General features: G+C 32.5%; 19 protein-coding genes and 1 pseudogene. 13 read left to right on the top strand and 7 right to left on the bottom strand.

Going from position 1 to position 17,764, the window contains the following annotated elements; genetic code table 11:
- Positions 1 to 187: 187 nt before the first annotated feature.
- Complete coding sequence (locus ACIPKN_RS17390; RefSeq protein WP_400938281.1) at positions 188 to 367, bottom strand: hypothetical protein; 180 nt, start codon at positions 365 to 367, stop codon at positions 188 to 190.
- 251 nt (positions 368 to 618) lie between these two features.
- Between ACIPKN_RS17390 and ACIPKN_RS17395 the strand changes: the two genes are divergently transcribed.
- Positions 619 to 933 (top strand): hypothetical protein, encoded by a 315-nt coding sequence (locus ACIPKN_RS17395; protein ID WP_400938284.1) that lies wholly within the window; start codon positions 619 to 621, stop codon positions 931 to 933.
- A 124-nt stretch (positions 934 to 1,057) separates the two neighbouring features.
- Positions 1,058 to 1,255 carry a hypothetical protein gene (locus ACIPKN_RS17400; RefSeq protein WP_400938286.1) on the top strand — a complete coding sequence of 66 codons (198 nt, stop codon included), beginning with the start codon at positions 1,058 to 1,060 and terminating at the stop codon, positions 1,253 to 1,255.
- A gap of 275 nt (positions 1,256 to 1,530) precedes the next feature.
- Here ACIPKN_RS17400 and ACIPKN_RS17405 read toward each other — a convergent pair whose 3' ends face one another.
- Entirely contained in the window at positions 1,531 to 1,782 is a 252-nt protein-coding gene (locus tag ACIPKN_RS17405; RefSeq protein WP_400938289.1) for an ATP-binding protein, read from the bottom strand.
- An 840-nt stretch (positions 1,783 to 2,622) separates the two neighbouring features.
- Between ACIPKN_RS17405 and ACIPKN_RS17410 the strand changes: the two genes are divergently transcribed.
- The 4 genes from ACIPKN_RS17410 to ACIPKN_RS17425 all read left to right on the top strand — a co-directional run bounded on the left by ACIPKN_RS17410 (position 2,623) and on the right by ACIPKN_RS17425 (position 6,006).
- Positions 2,623 to 3,516 (top strand): AraC family transcriptional regulator, encoded by an 894-nt coding sequence (locus ACIPKN_RS17410; protein ID WP_400938292.1) that lies wholly within the window; start codon positions 2,623 to 2,625, stop codon positions 3,514 to 3,516.
- 81 nt (positions 3,517 to 3,597) lie between these two features.
- Positions 3,598 to 4,356, top strand: a complete 759-nt coding sequence (locus tag ACIPKN_RS17415) for a class I SAM-dependent methyltransferase (protein WP_400938295.1) — start codon at positions 3,598 to 3,600, stop codon at positions 4,354 to 4,356.
- Positions 4,357 to 4,980: 624 nt separating this feature from the next.
- Positions 4,981 to 5,478 (top strand): hypothetical protein, encoded by a 498-nt coding sequence (locus tag ACIPKN_RS17420; protein WP_400938297.1) that lies wholly within the window; start codon positions 4,981 to 4,983, stop codon positions 5,476 to 5,478.
- Between the two features lie 144 nt (positions 5,479 to 5,622).
- Complete coding sequence (locus ACIPKN_RS17425) at positions 5,623 to 6,006, top strand: hypothetical protein (RefSeq protein ID WP_400938300.1); 384 nt, start codon at positions 5,623 to 5,625, stop codon at positions 6,004 to 6,006.
- Between the two features lie 236 nt (positions 6,007 to 6,242).
- Here ACIPKN_RS17425 and ACIPKN_RS17430 read toward each other — a convergent pair whose 3' ends face one another.
- Positions 6,243 to 6,635 (bottom strand): tyrosine-type recombinase/integrase, encoded by a 393-nt coding sequence (locus ACIPKN_RS17430; RefSeq protein WP_400938303.1) that lies wholly within the window; start codon positions 6,633 to 6,635, stop codon positions 6,243 to 6,245.
- A 229-nt stretch (positions 6,636 to 6,864) separates the two neighbouring features.
- Here ACIPKN_RS17430 and ACIPKN_RS17435 point away from each other — a divergent pair, with 229 nt between their 5' ends.
- Entirely contained in the window at positions 6,865 to 7,077 is a 213-nt protein-coding gene (locus tag ACIPKN_RS17435; protein WP_400938338.1) for a cation transporter dimerization domain-containing protein, read from the top strand.
- A gap of 1,370 nt (positions 7,078 to 8,447) precedes the next feature.
- Positions 8,448 to 9,089, top strand: coding sequence for a 5,6-dimethylbenzimidazole synthase (bluB, locus tag ACIPKN_RS17440; protein WP_400938306.1), 642 nt, complete (start codon positions 8,448 to 8,450; stop codon positions 9,087 to 9,089).
- A 12-nt stretch (positions 9,090 to 9,101) separates the two neighbouring features.
- Here bluB and ACIPKN_RS17445 read toward each other — a convergent pair whose 3' ends face one another.
- Positions 9,102 to 9,476: a site-specific integrase gene (locus ACIPKN_RS17445; RefSeq protein ID WP_400938309.1), complete on the bottom strand. Its 375-nt coding sequence runs from the start codon at positions 9,474 to 9,476 to the stop codon at positions 9,102 to 9,104.
- 1,123 nt (positions 9,477 to 10,599) lie between these two features.
- Between ACIPKN_RS17445 and ACIPKN_RS17450 the strand changes: the two genes are divergently transcribed.
- The 3 genes from ACIPKN_RS17450 to ACIPKN_RS17460 are packed head-to-tail and all read left to right on the top strand — an operon-like array spanning position 10,600 to position 13,822.
- Entirely contained in the window at positions 10,600 to 11,262 is a 663-nt protein-coding gene (locus ACIPKN_RS17450; protein ID WP_400938312.1) for a response regulator transcription factor, read from the top strand.
- A complete protein-coding gene (locus tag ACIPKN_RS17455) occupies positions 11,259 to 12,302 on the top strand; it encodes a sensor histidine kinase (RefSeq protein WP_400938314.1) in 1,044 nt (347 codons plus the stop codon). Before ACIPKN_RS17450 ends, ACIPKN_RS17455 begins: the two co-directional genes overlap by 4 nt.
- A gap of 38 nt (positions 12,303 to 12,340) precedes the next feature.
- On the top strand, positions 12,341 to 13,822 hold the full coding sequence (locus ACIPKN_RS17460) for a multicopper oxidase family protein (RefSeq protein WP_400938316.1): 1,482 nt from the start codon (positions 12,341 to 12,343) through the stop codon (positions 13,820 to 13,822).
- Positions 13,823 to 14,164: 342 nt separating this feature from the next.
- Here ACIPKN_RS17460 and ACIPKN_RS17465 read toward each other — a convergent pair whose 3' ends face one another.
- Positions 14,165 to 14,272 (bottom strand): YjcZ family sporulation protein, encoded by a 108-nt coding sequence (locus tag ACIPKN_RS17465; RefSeq protein ID WP_400938318.1) that lies wholly within the window; start codon positions 14,270 to 14,272, stop codon positions 14,165 to 14,167.
- 87 nt (positions 14,273 to 14,359) lie between these two features.
- On the bottom strand, positions 14,360 to 14,566 hold the full coding sequence (locus ACIPKN_RS17470) for a hypothetical protein (protein WP_400938320.1): 207 nt from the start codon (positions 14,564 to 14,566) through the stop codon (positions 14,360 to 14,362).
- Between the two features lie 1,168 nt (positions 14,567 to 15,734).
- Between ACIPKN_RS17470 and ACIPKN_RS17475 the strand changes: the two are divergent.
- A pseudogene (locus ACIPKN_RS17475) lies at positions 15,735 to 16,339 on the top strand (undecaprenyl-diphosphatase).
- 262 nt (positions 16,340 to 16,601) lie between these two features.
- Here the strand turns inward: ACIPKN_RS17475 and ACIPKN_RS17480 are convergent.
- Complete coding sequence (locus ACIPKN_RS17480) at positions 16,602 to 16,727, bottom strand: YjcZ family sporulation protein (RefSeq protein ID WP_400938323.1); 126 nt, start codon at positions 16,725 to 16,727, stop codon at positions 16,602 to 16,604.
- A gap of 285 nt (positions 16,728 to 17,012) precedes the next feature.
- On the opposite strand from ACIPKN_RS17480, the gene ACIPKN_RS17485 reads away from it, so the two are divergent.
- The coding region (locus ACIPKN_RS17485; protein ID WP_400938325.1) for a transposase at positions 17,013 to 17,764 on the top strand (752 nt) is incomplete at its 3' end.

The following is a 17,764-nucleotide window of genomic DNA, read 5'->3' on the forward strand; positions in this document are numbered from 1 at the left end:
TATTAATTTGTGCAAATTGTTGCCTATATATAAGTAATAGCATCCGTTGCTGGTCCTCATACACTAAAGTTCAGAATTGCTTACCCTTTACGGTTTAGTAAAAGCAAAACGCTCACTTGGGATAAAAGTGAACCTTAGAACCAAGGTGAGTACCTGATCTTTTTGTGTTCATAATAATAAGATGAAGCTACTTAGTTGCTTCATCGCTAAGATTCTTCTCAGAAACTTCTTCAGTATAAGCATTTACAGTTTTTTCTTTAGCTTCTTTTTGCTCACTAGCTGGAGCTTCTTCTGATGCTGCTTCATCCTCATTACATGCAGTTAGTATTAATGTAGACAATACTCCTATATAAAATATTTTCTTCATTGCTATACCTCCTTTAGTATTATCATTCTGGTGAATGTATTATTAATATACAGATAAATGTAGTTAGTTATCTGTTTTGCTATATCTATACATGGTAGGAGTAAAAATAATGTCTAGTGCCTTTTTACAATTGGGGAGAGCATTGAAATACACAAAAATAATCCAAAAAATGTTCAGTATAGTATTAGCTCTATTTCCAATACTAAACCTGTATTAAAATAATATTTAATTAAGGAAGGAGGCTTTTATTAGTGAGATTTCTAACATGGGGAGTAATAGGAGCTGTTATTTTAGGTGTAGCTAGAGGAATGCAAAATGGCACTTTTCAACAGTTCACAAAAAACATTTCAAATAAGTTAAATCTACAGAATGCTCAACAAATGATGCAGCCAATACAACAGATGACACAACCGTTGCAGCAAATGTCTCAGCCTTTACAACAGATGAACCAATCTTCACAACAATCGAAACAACCTCAACAACAAACAAATCAATCTTCACAACAAATGAACCAATCATTACAAAATGCAGCCGTTAACACATCAACTGGTAATTCATCAAAATAATAATGTATACAAATGAACAATTGCTATGAGATGAGAGGGTTTTGGTGGGAAGAGTAATTTTATCGCATGAGTATTATTGATATCCATCTACAATATGATTAATGTAGATGGAGAGTGATTATTTATGAAGAAGTTATCTATAATATATTGCGCAGCAAACGGTAAGGGGCATGTGATTAATAAATTTGAAAATACGATACCTGTATTACCTAATGTAGGAGATAAAGTAGGGTTAGGAAATGCATTTTACAAAGTAGAAAGACGGGACTTTGTATACGTAGAAGAATCTAATACTGTAGAAGTATATATTTACTTGAATTAATGCATAAAGTCACGTCCAACAAGGCGTGGCTTATTATGCATTTAATACTTCCTCACTTATTTAAAAACTTTACCACCTTTAAACGATTTCAAATCAAACGTTATAGAAAGATTGAAAGGGTTAGGAGATATTCATAAGCCTTTTTGAATGCTTCAATAAAAGAAAAGTTAAGACAAGAGACTACTAAAAGTGCCAATGCAGAAAGTTTTTTTCTAAATGCACCGGAGAAAAATCTTAATTTTCCCATTCACATTTCATCAGTAATTGCTCTCCATTTAATCATGCTGATAAATAAGTTGAACAGATGACGAATTCTTCACAAGTTGAATAGTAACATTTCCGCTCGAATGTTTAATCGCATTGGAAATTAAATTTTCAATTACACGTTTAACAGCAGATGAATCGCCTGTGATATAAATTTCATCCTCTGAAATAAGGATTGATGGTTCTATTTTTGCTTTATTGAAATCATCATAAAAACCAATTAAAAATTCAACTAGCAATTTATTTAATTTAATGTTTTCCACAAATAACGGTACTAGTAATTTGGCATAGCTAATAAAAAGACGATACTATAAACATTGCTCAATTGCTTAAGATTTAATGCATTTTGTTTTAATAAGAAACCAGAGTAATTTATCTCTTGAAATATTATATAGTAGTACTTTTGAAAAGCCACTCATTTTTATGTTTTTAAATGAGTGGCTTTTTTAAAATTATTATTAAATGGCGGATGAATTTTTATCCACACCGAAATATGGACCCTATGCTGATTTTTCATATGACCATTTGTTATGAAAAGACAAGTTAAATTTTAATTCCATATCTTCCGTAAAACATGAAAGGCTTTCAATGCGCTATGAGAACGATCGAGATGGACGATGGTACGTGTTACTGAATCTCGATACACTTTATAACGTCATTTTTATCGTAAAAATAAAAAAGTTAAATAACTTAAACATTTTTTAGTAGCAGAAATATTTGTCCTTTAACAACCATAACGGAACGTATACATTTTATATGCACCTTATATCAGCTTAAATTAATGTAAAACTCCAAGATAGAGCGAGACTTATTTTAATTATAAAAAAGTGGGGATGACTAACTGTGTAAACTTTATGTCCTTTTACAACAGATATTACAGGGGATGAATTAAAGGTGGTTGGATAAGAAAGTGGATATTTCTATTAATAGAACGAACAACAGCGATTCTTCATTATCTAAAGATTTTTCAGATTAAAGTAGTATATTGAAATTTTAAAGAGCAAATAAAAAATGTAAATAGTTTTTTAGCAAAAACGGAACAGCATCTCATTTTACAAATTGTTATAATGAATTCGCCATACAGAAGAAGGTAGGTTGATACATTGAATTACAATGATGACATTAAGCGTAGTATCACATATATTGAAATGCACATTAAGGAAGAACTTACCGCTAATGAGATTGCAGAACATGTCGGCTATTCTGTTTTCCACTTTTGTAGAGTTTTCAGTTTGTATCAAGGAACACCTCTTATGGATTTTGTTCGTAAAAAAAGATTAATTCAAGCTAGAGGAGAACTTCTATCAAACAGAAAAATCATTGACATTGCTTTAGATTATGGTTTTAAAACAGCAAGTGGATTTTCCAAAGCGTTTCGGAAAGAATTTGGTTACAGCCCAACTGTTTATATTGCTAGAAACAATAGCTTGAGCAGAAGCGAAAATATGTTAAAAATTGAAAGTTGTAACATGAATCCTACCTTTACTAAAAAATCTGCTTTTAAGGTTGCAGGTTATGGAATCAAAACCAATATCTCAAATGGGTATACGAAAGATATTGCTGCATATTGGGATACTTATACTGGTGAAAATCTAGAGAGCAAAATGTATGAACAATTGAATCCACCAAAGCATGGAGAAGTTGGGATTTGCGTTTCTTCACCTGATCAAAGTAATGTCAAATATTTGTTCGGTGTTATTGTTGATGATTATTCAAAGGTAACGTCGGATATGATGACAATTGAGGTTCCAAAAGCGGAATATGCCGTTTTCACAACTCCGCCTGTTGACAATGTTGCAACAGCAGCAACATACAATGCAGACCCATTATCAGAAGTTGTAAAGGCAACATGGAAATACATTTTTGAAGAATGGTTTCAAGACAGTGAATATGTTTTTGACGAAGCAAAAATAGACTTTGAATTTTACGATGAACGTTGTCATGGTTTAGAAAATGCAGTAATGGAAATTTATGTACCAATTAAAAAGAAATTATAAGTTTTAATCAATAAAATTGAGGTGCGGAAGTTTCTATAATCCAATTAAAATTCTTCCGCATATAAAATCGGAGGAAATGAAATGTTTAGTTATTATGGTGCATTAAGTACGGAAGTATATGATTTTACCAAACCAGTGGGGTATTCAATTGACGGTGATATTGAATATTATCTTGAAAGATTACAAGGGACTAAAGGGAAGATTCTTGAAGCTGCTGTCGGATCAGGCCGATTCTTAATTCCTTTACTTGAAAATGGATTTATTGTTGATGGCATTGACTATTCGACTGAAATGTTAGATTCTTGTCGAAAACGATGCAAAGAAAGAGGCTTAAATCCGAAGCTATATGAAGGTAACTTACGTAGTTTTTCTTTAGAATCAAAATATGAAGCTGTCGTAATACCTACAGGCTCTTTTTGCTTGATTGAAAATTTAATGGATGCTAAAGATGCTCTGAAATGCTTTTATAAGCATCTAATGCCAGGAGGACGTGTAATAGTTGATTTGGAATTACCAAGCAATTGGCGTACAGGAGAAATTACTACTGCAACCTTCCCTCTTTCTAACGAAGAAGGCATTTCATTAGAAAGCAAATCAATTGAAATCAACTGGGTCGACCAATATACCTTATCTTATTTAAAATACGAGAAATGGAGTAAAGGTAAGCTCGTAAACACAGAATTACAGAAGTTTGCAATGAGATGGTACGGAATCGAAGAATTTAAACTTATATTAGAAAGCGTTGGTTTTTCTGATGTTACTTGTTCTGCCGATTATACTTACAAAAAGCAACCATTAAAGGATAGCCAACTAATTACATTTGAAGCTGTACGAAAATAATATAATCGACATTATAAAGAGCAAAACATTTAATTTTAAAAACGGTCCGTCCTCTGATAGAAAAGATAATTAACGAACTATTTTGCATTATATAATCCCGAATATTCGTATTAAAGTGGTGAAAGTGCTATCCGCCCATCGGCTGAACACTTCATAGATTATATAAAACACGAATATTATATTTAAAGTTATCTTTCACAAATGTTTGTAGAATAAACTTTATTTATCATCAAAGGACAATAAAAACAACAATCAATGGAAAAAACGCCATATTTAATTGACATATAGTCCATATATGTGATGATTACAACAATCTAATATAAACAAGGGAAACCCCCAAGTTGTACAAATTAACGTTATTTCTAAATGTTAATTTGTATTTAACTTGGGGTTTTTTCGTGTGATTTTAAGGAAAGAGGGATTTATTATGAATAACACGATTACTAAAAAAAGCACGTTGGAAGAAGCATATCTAGATCAAGAACTGGATAGTGTATGGTCACAAAATTCGAAGAACGTATATCGAAGAAATATTAAAAAGATTTCGGAACATACTGCAAAAAATGGTTAAAAGATCATTATGGAAACTACCAACCAAGTACACTTAACCAACAAAAAAGTACAATGACTTCTCTATTTAGACATTTAAATAATGAGGGAGTTATAAATAATAATCCGTTTTTGAACGTAACCATTGAAGATTATTCAGGTGATACGCATTTATCAAAAGACTTAGATATTATGGAGCTGTACCAAGTATACAAAGCTGCGCATGAATTACAAGCAGTTGGAGTTAATATTCTCGCGCCAATGCTGTTAGATATTTATACTGGATTACGTTCCACGAATTTAATTAAATTAAAGGTTAAGTCACTTGAAAGGGAAGAATGTTCTATTAATATTATTCTTGATAAAGAAGATAAAGAAGATAGAGAGGATAGAGAAACACCAATTATTAATTCAAAAAATAGGGAAGGCGTACTTCCAATACCACAAAAAGCAATGGCCGTACTTTGTGAATATTCTAAAGGAAAGTCACCTTTAAGATCCTTTACTTTATGGGTTAAAAGGAAAGGCCTTTTCCAACAAACAGATGAATTACATTGTGAAAAAAATTTGTGAACATCTAGGATGGATTGTAGAAATGCCGGTCTCCGATGGAAGTGACATGAAAAAGAAAATTAAGACCAATAAGTATTTCACACCACATGGATTACGTTATTCAATAGCGGGCATATTTCACGATATTGGAGTCGAACTATTCGCATGCTACTTTTACATTCTAAAAAACAGTCTTTAGGTCCTTTAAGTCGCTATATTTTTAGATTTTCTAGAGAATATAAACAGCTACGTGCAGCCCAGATTTTATTGGAAACAGTTATAGAGACTGCATTAGAAATGGAAGATAGATTTGGTGTACCAATGGATTTGGAATCTATCTATGAACAACTACCTAATGCATATGAAAACCTATTAAAAAATTCATCCTATATTATTGTATTTAAAGATCAGCTAATTCGTTTTACTTTTTCGAAAATGGAACACGCAATGGTATCGAATCCAAGTACTTACTCTACTAATTATTTTACTAGTTCAATCGAAGGTAATATTGAAATATCACCATTTCAGTTCGCTGGAGTAAAACCCTAATACTAATCATCAACAAGTCGGATATCAACAAGAAGGATTTACAACGCCATCAACAAATATTAATTATCCATATCAACAGCATTCTATAACTAATCAGATAACTACCCAATAATTATGGGTAGTTTCTTCCCTAGGAGGAAATCAAAAAATTCAAAAGAATCAATTGCTTTCTTTTTCTGTTCAAATTCAACGTGTGTATAGACTTGAGTTGATGTAATACTTTCATGGCCGAGTAGTTATTGAAGTATTCGTAAATCAACATTTTCTTTGTTTTGCTGTAACATCAATGTTGCAAAAGTATGCCGTAAGTGAAGTAGCGAGAAGCGGGTAGGTGGGAGTCCAGCCTTTTTCAATACATCTTTAAAGATGACATGTAAACCCCGCGGATCTAATGCTTTACGATTTTTATTTAAAAAAACAGGTTCTTGATATGATCTTAAAGAAGCTTTATAAGATGCCAGAAGCGGCATTAAGTGTGGATGAAGGGGCAATATCCGTTCTTTTTTCCCTTTTCCCTCTATTCGAATTGTTTCATTTACAAAATCGACTTGTTCCCAGGTTAATGAAACGAGTTCAGATCGCCTCAGACCTGTTGTTGCTAACAATTTAAACATTATCTCATCTCGCATAGAAAAACGTGATTCGGCGCGTTCTAAATAGTCAAATAGCTGCTTTAGATCCGTTATGTCATATAGCCAGGAAGTTTATTATCGGTTTTTGGCGATTCAATCCCGTACGTAAAATCATTCACAAAATATTGTTCCTTTAAACAATATTTTGTGAATTGCAAGTACTCTAGTAGCTTATTTTATTTTTAGAATTGCAATGGACTTAGTTAAACCTTCTGTTGATGTTTTAATGGAAAAAAGTGTGGATCAGGAACTTCTAGACGAGTATGAAGCTACTATTCATGAATTTAATCAAGTGCAACGAATAGACAAAATTCGCGCAAGAGAACACGGTCACTATAAGATTCTAGACCTTCGTCTATCACTTAATCATGATTTAACAATAATACCCAGATGTAGGGGACGTCCTTATTCACGTAAATCCTTACTATCTAGAAGCTAATCAAAAGTAACCTATAAAAACCTCACTTTAAATGTGAATTGCGCCCCAATTGTTAGACACATCTAACAATTGGAGGTGCAGTTTTTGTATGGTCAAAAAATATACTGCCAAAGATAAATTACAAGCTGTTGAGCGACTTAAATGGAAAGGAAAGTTCCTATGATATAGCTAAATCTATGGAGACTGATAATAAAGCAATCCTTAAATGGGTTAAGCAATATGAATACAATGGTCACAACTTTCTAGTTATCGGAAGTTTCCTATAATTTATCGTTCAAAAGGGGATTATTCGTTTTAAAAATGCTAATTATCGTTTAATGTAGATTTGTCCAATATTCATAAAAAATATTCATAAGAGTGACAAATTTAGCTGGTTGTTACAGAATCAAGATACATGTTGGTTGAAGAATAAATACATATATTCTTGATATTAGAACGAGGAAATCTGAAGAGTCGAACGTGCAAATTTGTATGTTCGACTCTTCTTAATTAAGTTACATAATATATAGAACAATTGATAAATCTGTTTTAAAATATTGGTGAAGCATTTAGCTTTAAGCGGGGTCCCTTTAGAAAAATGTGGATTTACAACGTTAAGGCAAATATGAATAAACAAGAGCAAGCACAACCTTATTAGGTGATGTGTTTGCTCTTGTTTCAAATAGCGATAGATTGTGGCTTTGTAGCCAGACCTAGATTAAAATAGAATAATAAAAATATTTTAATTTTATGCAACTAATTACTATTCAGAATGCCCTAACGATATGTAAGGAAAGAAGAGGTGTTATAGATGGAATCTGAATTTCTAGTATAAAAAGCTCATTTTGATGAAAATTTAGATTCGGCGTTAGATGTAATTGAAAAACTGTTACATTTTTTTCCACGAATAAACTTCGTTACATCTGAATTAAGCCAAATCCGTAAAATAAATAATTCATCCCAATCAATTATTCCTATCCCATTAGAGATATTTAATGAATTATATCCTTTGTTCATTTTTATACATTAAATTGATAACACACTGAAGTATGGACTCTCTCTCAGCAAGAGCTTCGTTGGCTATTAGAAGGACTATCGATTCAGAAGCCAAAGGCAATTGTGAAATCTGCAAAAGGTGTCTTTAAACCGGTCTATTATTAATGGTACCATTATCTATATATGAAACTGAACGGAAATGTGGTAATCGATTTGACGAATGTTAATCCGAAGTAAGAAGAGGTGGAGCCAGATTTATGCGGATACAACGATAAGGACAAACATATCCAAACCACGCTTTTTGGTGCATTTTTACTTCAACTTACGTGGCAGAATAATGAAAAATTAGTTAATATTAAAAATAAACATTTTTGTAAAGAAAAGGGGAGAAATTTATGTTTTCTAATGAAGAAAGAGAGTCTATTTATAAAGTTATTTATAATAGGAGAGATATTCGAAGTTTTTTGTCAACTCCTATCCCTGAAAACATTATACATAGAATATTAAATGCAGCTCATCATGCACCTTCAGTAGGATTTATGCAACCTTGGAACTTTATTTTGATTTCCACTGATGAAATTAAAGAAAAATTGGCTTGGGCAGCTGAAAAAGAAAGCCGAGCATTAGCTATTCATTATGATGGGGAAAAACAAATGAAATTCCTTGATTTAAAAATTGAGGGTTTAAAAGAAGCTCCTATAACTATTTGTGTTACATGTGACCCTACAAGAGGAGGTTCCCATGTATTAGGACGAAATTCAATTCCTGAAACAGATATATTATCAACAGCCTGTGCTATTCAAAATATGTGGTTAGCAGCTTGTGCTGAAGGACTTGCGATGGGGTGGGTAAGTTTTTATAAAAAGAATGATATTAGAGACATTTTAGAAATACCACCACACATCGATCCCATTGCTCTTATATCAATCGGTTATACTGAAAATTACCCAGAAAAGCCCATTTTAGAGTTAGCTAATTGGGAAAAAAGACGTTCTTTAGAACATCTTATTTTCGAAAATAAATGGGGACAAAACTAAAGACTTATTAATCTATAAAGGTGCGTTAATTGAATAATATTGAATTGTATAAGCAACTCTTTCATCGGTCTTTGGCGATTCAATCCCGTGCGTAAAATCATTAGCAAGGTATTGTTCCTTTAAACAATATTTTGTGAATGATTTTAAGGAAGAAATTTTTCGGTTCACCGAACGAGGTTTTTGTTTTAATGATCCTAATAAATATTGGATAAAGCGGCGTACTTGGGTCTTGGTGATCTCATTTAAACAGGTTGAACAGCTATGATCCGATAAAAAGGTCAAGAAGAGTTGTAAATCGTATTCATAACTAGTGACTGTATTAACTGAGTAATTTTTTTCAATCTCGATATACAAAATAAATTCATCAATGGCAGCATGTAGTTGCAAGTATAAAACCTCTAGATATCGTATTAAACAATAATTATTATCTGTACAAAATCATCCCATTATCGTAAAAAAGGAGAGTTATCGTTCACATGAAAATTATTAGGAACTTCACAATTGTAAGTGGAAAAGTACAGATATTATGGGTAGTTGATGAATCAAGGCCCTCCTCCACGCCAAATAATTTTAGTTTACATAATATAAATACCATGGTCACAACTTTCTAATTATCGGATGCTTCCCATAATTTATCGTTCAAAAGGGGATTATTCGTTTAAATAATGCTAATTATCGTTTAATGTAGATTTGTCCAATATTCATAAAAACTATTCATAAGAGTGAACAAATAAGCTGATTGATACTATATCTTAACAAAGGATAAAAAGTTGATATGGAGTATTTCTCCTTATCAGCTTTTTTATTAACATGAAAAGATTTTGTGGATATTTTAATCAAATTAGTTGGTAGCAACATCAAATAAATATGGAAATTGAAAAAACAAATTAGCTGAAAAATGCTGACTGCAAACTTCGTATTTGGCTGGGGTTCAAAGAAGAATAGGAAGATTACCATTCAGACTTTAGAGAAGATTACTGAAGGCTTGGAAGAAGTAAAAAGTCATATCTTTAAATTTGACACTCTAAATTTCGATAATAAGTATTTTGAAAAAAAGAGCTGGTTATGATCTTGAAAAAATCTAATAGAAGACTAAAGTAAAACCGAAATACGCTTAGTATTAAATATTGCTATTATGATATTTAATACATACAAATATTGAAGAAGTAAGGAAAAGCTGAATTCTATAGTTGTAGAAAACCATAGAGGTGTCCACCCTAAATTATGTCAAATCAGAAAATGTAGAAAGCTTTTATTGTGCGCTGTGAGAGCGATCGAGATGAGCAACGGTACGTGTTACTGAATCTCGATCGCTCTCACAGCGTTATTATTTTCATTGTAAAAATTCGTTAATTATAAACATTTGTGAGAATCATCAGCTATAAAGTAAGATTGACAATTTTAATTGAGGTCATTCTATTTCACAATCTGGATAGATTGGTTAGCATGAGTAAGAGAATTTATTTATAATTATTATTGAACTTCTTATAGAAAGTTGGTGAATTGAGGAATGCGAGTTTTAATTATTGATGATGAAGTAAAGATTACAAATGTATTGTCATCTTATTTTGAAATAAACGGAGATTATACATATATCGCGCATACTGGAGAATCCGCAATACAAATAATAGACCAAGTACCTCTTGATATGATTATTTTAGATTTAATGTTACCAGATATGGCAGGGGAAGATATTTGCCGATATGTAAAATCAAATTATGTTATTCCCGTGATTATGCTAACGGCAAAAATTTCTATTGATGATAAAATAAAAGGATTTGAAATCGGTGCAGACGATTATGTAGTTAAACCATTCCACCCTAAAGAAATATTAGTTAGAGCAGAAAGGCTATTACCAGATTCACACAAAAAGCAAGTTATTACTTTAGGACAATTAGAAATTTATAAAGATGAAAGAAAAGTATTAATAAATCACCAAAACACTCAATTTACACCACACGAATTTAGCATTTTACTATTATTAGCTGAAAACCCAAAAAAGGTATTCGGTAGAGATGATATTATTCAAAAAATATTTGGATTTGATTCAGATATAAATCCACGTATTGTGGATCAACATATTAAAAATATTCGTAAAAAAATGAAGGAGGATTATATCCAAACTGTATTTGGATTGGGATACAAAATAAATGAGAAGGTTAAACAGGAATGAAGTTTAATACAAAAATCACCTTAATTATTGCCGTCTTTTCATTATGTATGCTCCTATTTATAACAGCGATATTACTTTATAAAAGTCATGAGCATTTAATGATGCTTCATATTACAGACTCCAAGGAAGTCATTCACCATTATGACATGGCATTAAGAGAAACAGCATTGTGGTCATTAGGTTTATTACTTATTGTCATATTGATCTCTAGTTTTTTAATTGCAAGAACTATAAGTAGACCAATTCAAGAATTAAACCACTTTGCGTTAAGACTTGTGCGTGGTGACCGCCACTTAAATATGAGCTATACCATTAATGATCAAATTGGTCAATTAGGTCAGTCGTTGATAAGACTGGATGAAACATTAGGCGCCTATGAATTGCGCCGTAAAGAAATGACTCAAGACCTCGCACATGAAATTCGTAATCCTCTAGCCTCAATAAAAAGCTATTTAAGTGCATTCGAAGATGGAGTTTGGGCAGCTACCCCAGACCGTTTACAAGCATGTGTTGAAGAAATTGATCGGCTTATAATCCTTGTTGGCGAATTAGATACATTAAATGATATTAACAACCCTACATTTAAGGTAATTATGAAAGAACAACCGATTGCTAATCTAATCGAGAAATCTGTTATTGGGTTGGCAAGTGAATTACTTGAAAAAGAAATACAGGTAGACTTGGATTTAGACAAAGAAATCCATGCCAAGGTAGACGCCCTAAGATTGAATCAAATTCTACACAATATTATCAAAAATGCTATGTACCATGTTCAAAAAGAAGGTTCTATATTCATTAAATTATTAAAAAATAATAGCCACTTTATTATTATTGTACATGATAATGGAATCGGTATGGATGAAGAGACGAGTCAAAAAGTCTTTGAACGAAATTATCGGGAAAAAAATCAATATACTGGCAATGGGATCGGTATGACAATTACTAAAAAGCTAGTGGAGGCGCATGGAGGTAAAATTTCCGTCAAAAGCGAAAAAAATATAAGTACAACATTTCGTATACAAATACCCCTTTCTACATAATTTCTACACAACTATTCTGTATGCTGTGGATGAAAGGAATGGTTGATATTATGAAGAAAATCGCACTAGCAAGTATTATTATGGGTCTAGGTATAATTGGAGCTTGTAGCCAAGAAAAGAGCAACGATATAAAAGGCATGGATTATTCCACTATGAATCATGACAAGATGATGGGACATGAGAGTCATAGCAATGTGGTAAGATTAAACGATTCAACAGGGGAAAATGAATTGAATATTCCTGCTGTACTCGAACGTGATAACGAGAAGGGTATCGTATATACTGTTAAAGCACAAAAAGGGAATACGGAAATTTTCGATGGTATCGAAACAAAAACGAATGGATATAATGGATCGTTTTTAGGCCCAATGCTTCGTTTTGAAAAAGGAGACAAAGTTAAAATTAGAACGATAAATGAACTGGATGAACCAACAACCTTTCACTGGCATGGGTTAGAAGTATCTTCGGACGTAGACGGAGGACCGTATGACATACTTAAGCCTGGAGAAGAGAAAGAGATTGAATTTGAAGTGACACAAGAAGCGTCTACATTATGGTTCCATCCCCATCCTCACGGGAAAACGTCAGAACAGGTATATAACGGGCTTGCAGGCTTGATTTATATCGAAGATAATCATTCAAAAGGTCTTGGATTGCCAAATGATTATGGGGAGAACGATTTTCCATTGGTATTTCAAGATAAATCTTTTGATGACAAGAAACAATTGAATTATAACGCTGTAAAGAATGAAGACGGAACAATCGGAGATACATTACTGATAAATGGAACACTTAATCCCAAATTGACTGTAAACAAAGAGAAAGTGCGTCTTCGCTTATTAAATGGATCTAATGCGAGGAATTACACCTTTAAATTGAATTCAGGGGATTCTTTTCTTCAAATTGCGACTGATGGTGGCTTTTTGAATGAACCAGTGACTTTGAAAGAAATTACACTGACACCTTCCGAGAGAGCAGAAATAGTTGTTAATTTTTCGCAGATTAAAAAAGTCAATAACTTAGCATTAATAAATGAGGATGGAACTGTCCTATTGCCATTTGAAGTTACTGATCAAAGTGGGGTGAACAGTAAGGTTCCGGAAAAATTAAATGATTTTTCATTGGCGGATAAAGAACTGACTTTGCCTATCACAAAGAATTTGGAACTCTTTGGGATGATGAACATGGTGACGATAAACGGAAAGAAATTTGATCCAGAACGAATTGATTTTACTCAAAAACAAGAAGTTACCGAGGTATGGGAAATTTATAATAAACCGGATATGATGGGTGGAATGATTCATCCGTTCCATATTCATGGAGCGCAATTTAAAATAATATCTCGAGATGGGAAAGAGCCATCTGAAAATGAACAAGGATGGAAGGACAGTATCGCCATAAAACCAGATGAGACAGTAAGAATAGCTGTACAATTTAAACATAATGGTGTCTATATGATACATTGCCATATATTAGAGCATGAAGATAATGGTATGATGGCGCAAATTAAGGTTGATTAAAGTATGATTGTGGATTGAAATAAAAATTTGATTAAAATCCTGTGTTAATTTTTTAATACAGGATTTTGCTTTTTTGTTCTTGTCAAGATCGCAGGATAGATTAGGATTGTATTTAAAAGTTAGAGCTTCGAGCAATTAAAGATAATAAGGGAAACCATATGTTAAAGTCACATGTAACTTGTTGTGGCTTTTTAATATGCCCTTAAAGGTTAAGTATAACATTGAAAGAAGAAATATTTAAAGGATCACCGGAGGATAGTGACCCTAAGTAAGAGTTAAAGGTGTAAGGTTAAATTAGTATTCCCTTACAACAGTTATGAGCATTATAGGCGGTATTAGGTATTAATAACCTGTATGCATGAAAGCAGCCCCGACAATAATCAGAAGAATGAATAGAACAACAATTAGCGCAAATGCTGAACCAGTACCACTACCATAATTTTCGGACATAGTAATTTACCTCCTTTCTAAAATATGAATTGTTGTTAAAAGGAACCGCTGGTTTTTAGCTAGAACAGGGAACATTTTATTTCCAAGTCAAGGGAAAAACGGGCCCATACCAGGGAAAAATGGTCTCCCGACTGGGAAAAACGGGCTCATACCTGGAAAAAATGGTCGCTCAACCGGGAAAAACGGGCTCATACCTGGAAAAAATGGTCTCCCAACCGGGAAGAATGGGCTCATACCTGGGGAAAATCGGCGTCCTTCATTAAAACGCATTGGAAAACGCATTGGATTTACCATTTTTTTAACTCCCTTCAATTGATATAGTATAGGCTATGTTCAATCAATGAAGTGGCTTAGACTAAGACACAAATTTGGGATCTTTAAAAAGGAAGATTTAAAGTACTGTTATGTAAAATAAAATGTATTCAATTTCGGTGTGATATAAAATATGATGGTGTAAGCAGAGCTGTGGATAGATTATTTATTGCGACCTTAAGGAGCTGCTTCAAACAGTCATTTAGAAGATAAAGATCTACATATCTCAAACAAAGTATAATTAATAAAAAAAATGTCTGCTTATGGGGTAAAGCAGACATTTTTACGTGGGAGTTTTGGACATAACGATGTACTTCTATTACTTTGATATCTATATATTCATTTATTCAAGTGTTCATTCTTAGAATATACGTATTCCAATTCCTGTGACGAAAATAGCTGCAATGAAAAAGAAGGGAATGAAAACGATTCTAATGCCTGACCGCATAAAAATACCTCTTGATGGATCAACTCCTACTAGTATTCCTCTTTGAACTCTTCCATGGATATCTCTGACTTCTACAGCTCGGCCTTGGTGTCTAACTAGTTGACACATAGTAACCCTCCTTTCAGAAGAAAATTTTACTAAGATTCCTACAATAATTAGTAGAACAAACAATAGAACAATTAATGCCAAAGAAGTTGTCGTTACTCCTCACATATCACCTCCTATAGTACTTGGTAATTTAATATATGAGTTGTAAGAATAATTCTATGGACTAATTGTCAATAATCACGTGGAGTTTTTAGAAATGAAAGATCAAAATGGTCTGTCACTCTTTTAAATGATAGTAGATAACATGTGGGCAAATAAGCGTAAAATAAAAAAACAGATGAGGATTAGGTTAAAGGCTATACAATTGATTGGCAGGGTTGTTGACTGGAAGTCTTATAGTCAATTATTCCTGTTCAGAGGGTTATTTTATTTCCTACCGTACTTTGTCTTAAATACTATGGCTATTTATATCTAGGAACATCTTGGGCTTCAACTGTATCATTACTACTAAGGAGCTTATCTTAAAGTCCATAATCTAAATTTCGAGTCAAAGTGACAATAATGTTAGATAAAAATCTTTATTGTCATCTTAAACGATAGTTCGTCGATATCCTTTTTCTTATCATAGCTATATAAGCTAAAGGAGAGGGTATATTGAATATATCGGAAATGAATAATAACTTATTTAGAACAGTTAATGACATAGGAAAAGAATTCACTTTCATCAATTTTCCAATGGTTATTATAGCTGAATATACTGTTTTTTATTAGCCATTTTTGTTATACTGTTCTGGTTTACTAAAAATAAAGAAAACAAAATGATGCTCATTTGTGGAGGTATTGCTTTCATTTTGGCTGAGACTATGGGGAAAGTTGCAGGATTATTTTATTTTAATAAACAACCATTTGCAGTACTTTCAAATACTAATCAGTTAATAGAAAAAACAATAAATAATTCTTTTCCTAGCGATCATACCATATTATTTTTTTCATTCTGTATGTCATTTTGGTTGTTTAAAAAAGGGAAATGGATTGTCTGGATGTTGCTAGCGATATTAGTAGGAGTTTCACGTATTTGGTTGGGGGTTCATTATCCATTAGATGTTCTTGTAGGTGCTTTTATTGGTATTACTTCTGCAGTAATAATTTACTTTACAGTTCCAAAATTAACAATAATAACAACCGTAATTACTAAGTTTGAATCCATTGAAAAAATAATTACTAGCAAATTTCATGAAGCTAAAAAAACTAAATTTTAGATAAAAGTAACACAAAAGCTAATATTGAATTGTATTTAAAAGTAAGAGATCCAAATAATTTATGATAATAATGGAAACTTTATATGATAATGCTACATGTAATTAAGTGCTGCGTTCTAATATCCCTTTAAAGTAAGTTTGTCCTTGAAAGGGATATATTTAAAGGGTCACCGGAGGATTGTGACCCTTAGTAAATAATATAAGGGAAAGGATAAGTTTGTATTATCCTAATTGTTATGAGCATTTAAGGCGGTGTTAGGTATTAATAACCTCTATTCATGAAACTAGCGCCGACAATAATTAAAAGAATGAATAGAACAACAATTAGCGCAAATGCTGAACCTGTGCCATAACCGGAACCACTACCACTACCATAATATTCAGACATAGTAATTTCCCTCCTCTCTATAATTTATAATATGTAAAGCTTTCAATAGGGATTGCGATATTTATCTACTTAATAAATTTAATTTCAAAAGTAATTCCCAAAAATATCAATAGTTTTAATAAAAAAAGAGGCTGGGACAAAACCCTCCTCTCAAAACTAATAAGCCGTTGAAATTTTACGACGAGTAAAATTTCAACGGCTTTGATTGTTTTTACATAAAAATAAGAACCACCTCTGGTAAGATAAAAGTACACCACATACTAAATCTCAGAAAGAAGGGTTCTTATGTTTAAAAATTATAACATGAATCAACTAGTTTTGCCTTTAGATTTCGAAGTGAAGTTACAAAAGAATGATATTGCCTTCCATGTCCACCATTTAGTCGAAAGTATCCCGCCCGAAGCGTTTGAACTATTCCTTCGAAATGAGGGCTGTCCTGCCTACCATCCACGTATGATGCTTAAAATTATCTTATGTGCCTACACGCAATCTGTCTTCTCAGGGCGCAAAATTGAAGCACTTTTAAAAGATAGCCTTCGAATGATGTGGTTAGCTCAAGGTTATGAACCGAGCTATAGAACAATTAATCGTTTTCGTATTCATCCGGAGGTAAAGGAATTATTACGCCAATGCTTTGTCCAATTTCGTTGTCAGCTTGTGCAAGAAAAGCTGATTGAGAATGAAGCTATTTTTATTGATGGAACTAAGATTGAAGCAAATGCGAACAAATTTACATTCGTGTGGAAAAAGTCGATTGAGAAATATCATAACGGACTAATTGAAAAGTCAAACCAGCTATACGATGAACTACTTGAAAAAGAAATCATGCCAGAAATTGAACGGGAAAATGAGAAGGAATTAGCATTGGAGGACCTCGCTCAAATAGTCGAAAAAGTAGATGAAGTGATCGCTGAATATGATCGAAAAATTGAGGACTCATCAAATGTAGCAGAGCGAAAGGCTTTAAGAACGGAACGGAAATTTCCAAAGAAAGCCCGCAAACAATTAATCGACTATATTGAACGCAAACTAAAATA

Origin of the sequence: Lysinibacillus sp. NPDC086135 (assembly GCF_044746345.1) — a bacterium.
Classification (GTDB): Bacteria; Bacillota; Bacilli; order Bacillales_A; family Planococcaceae; genus Lysinibacillus.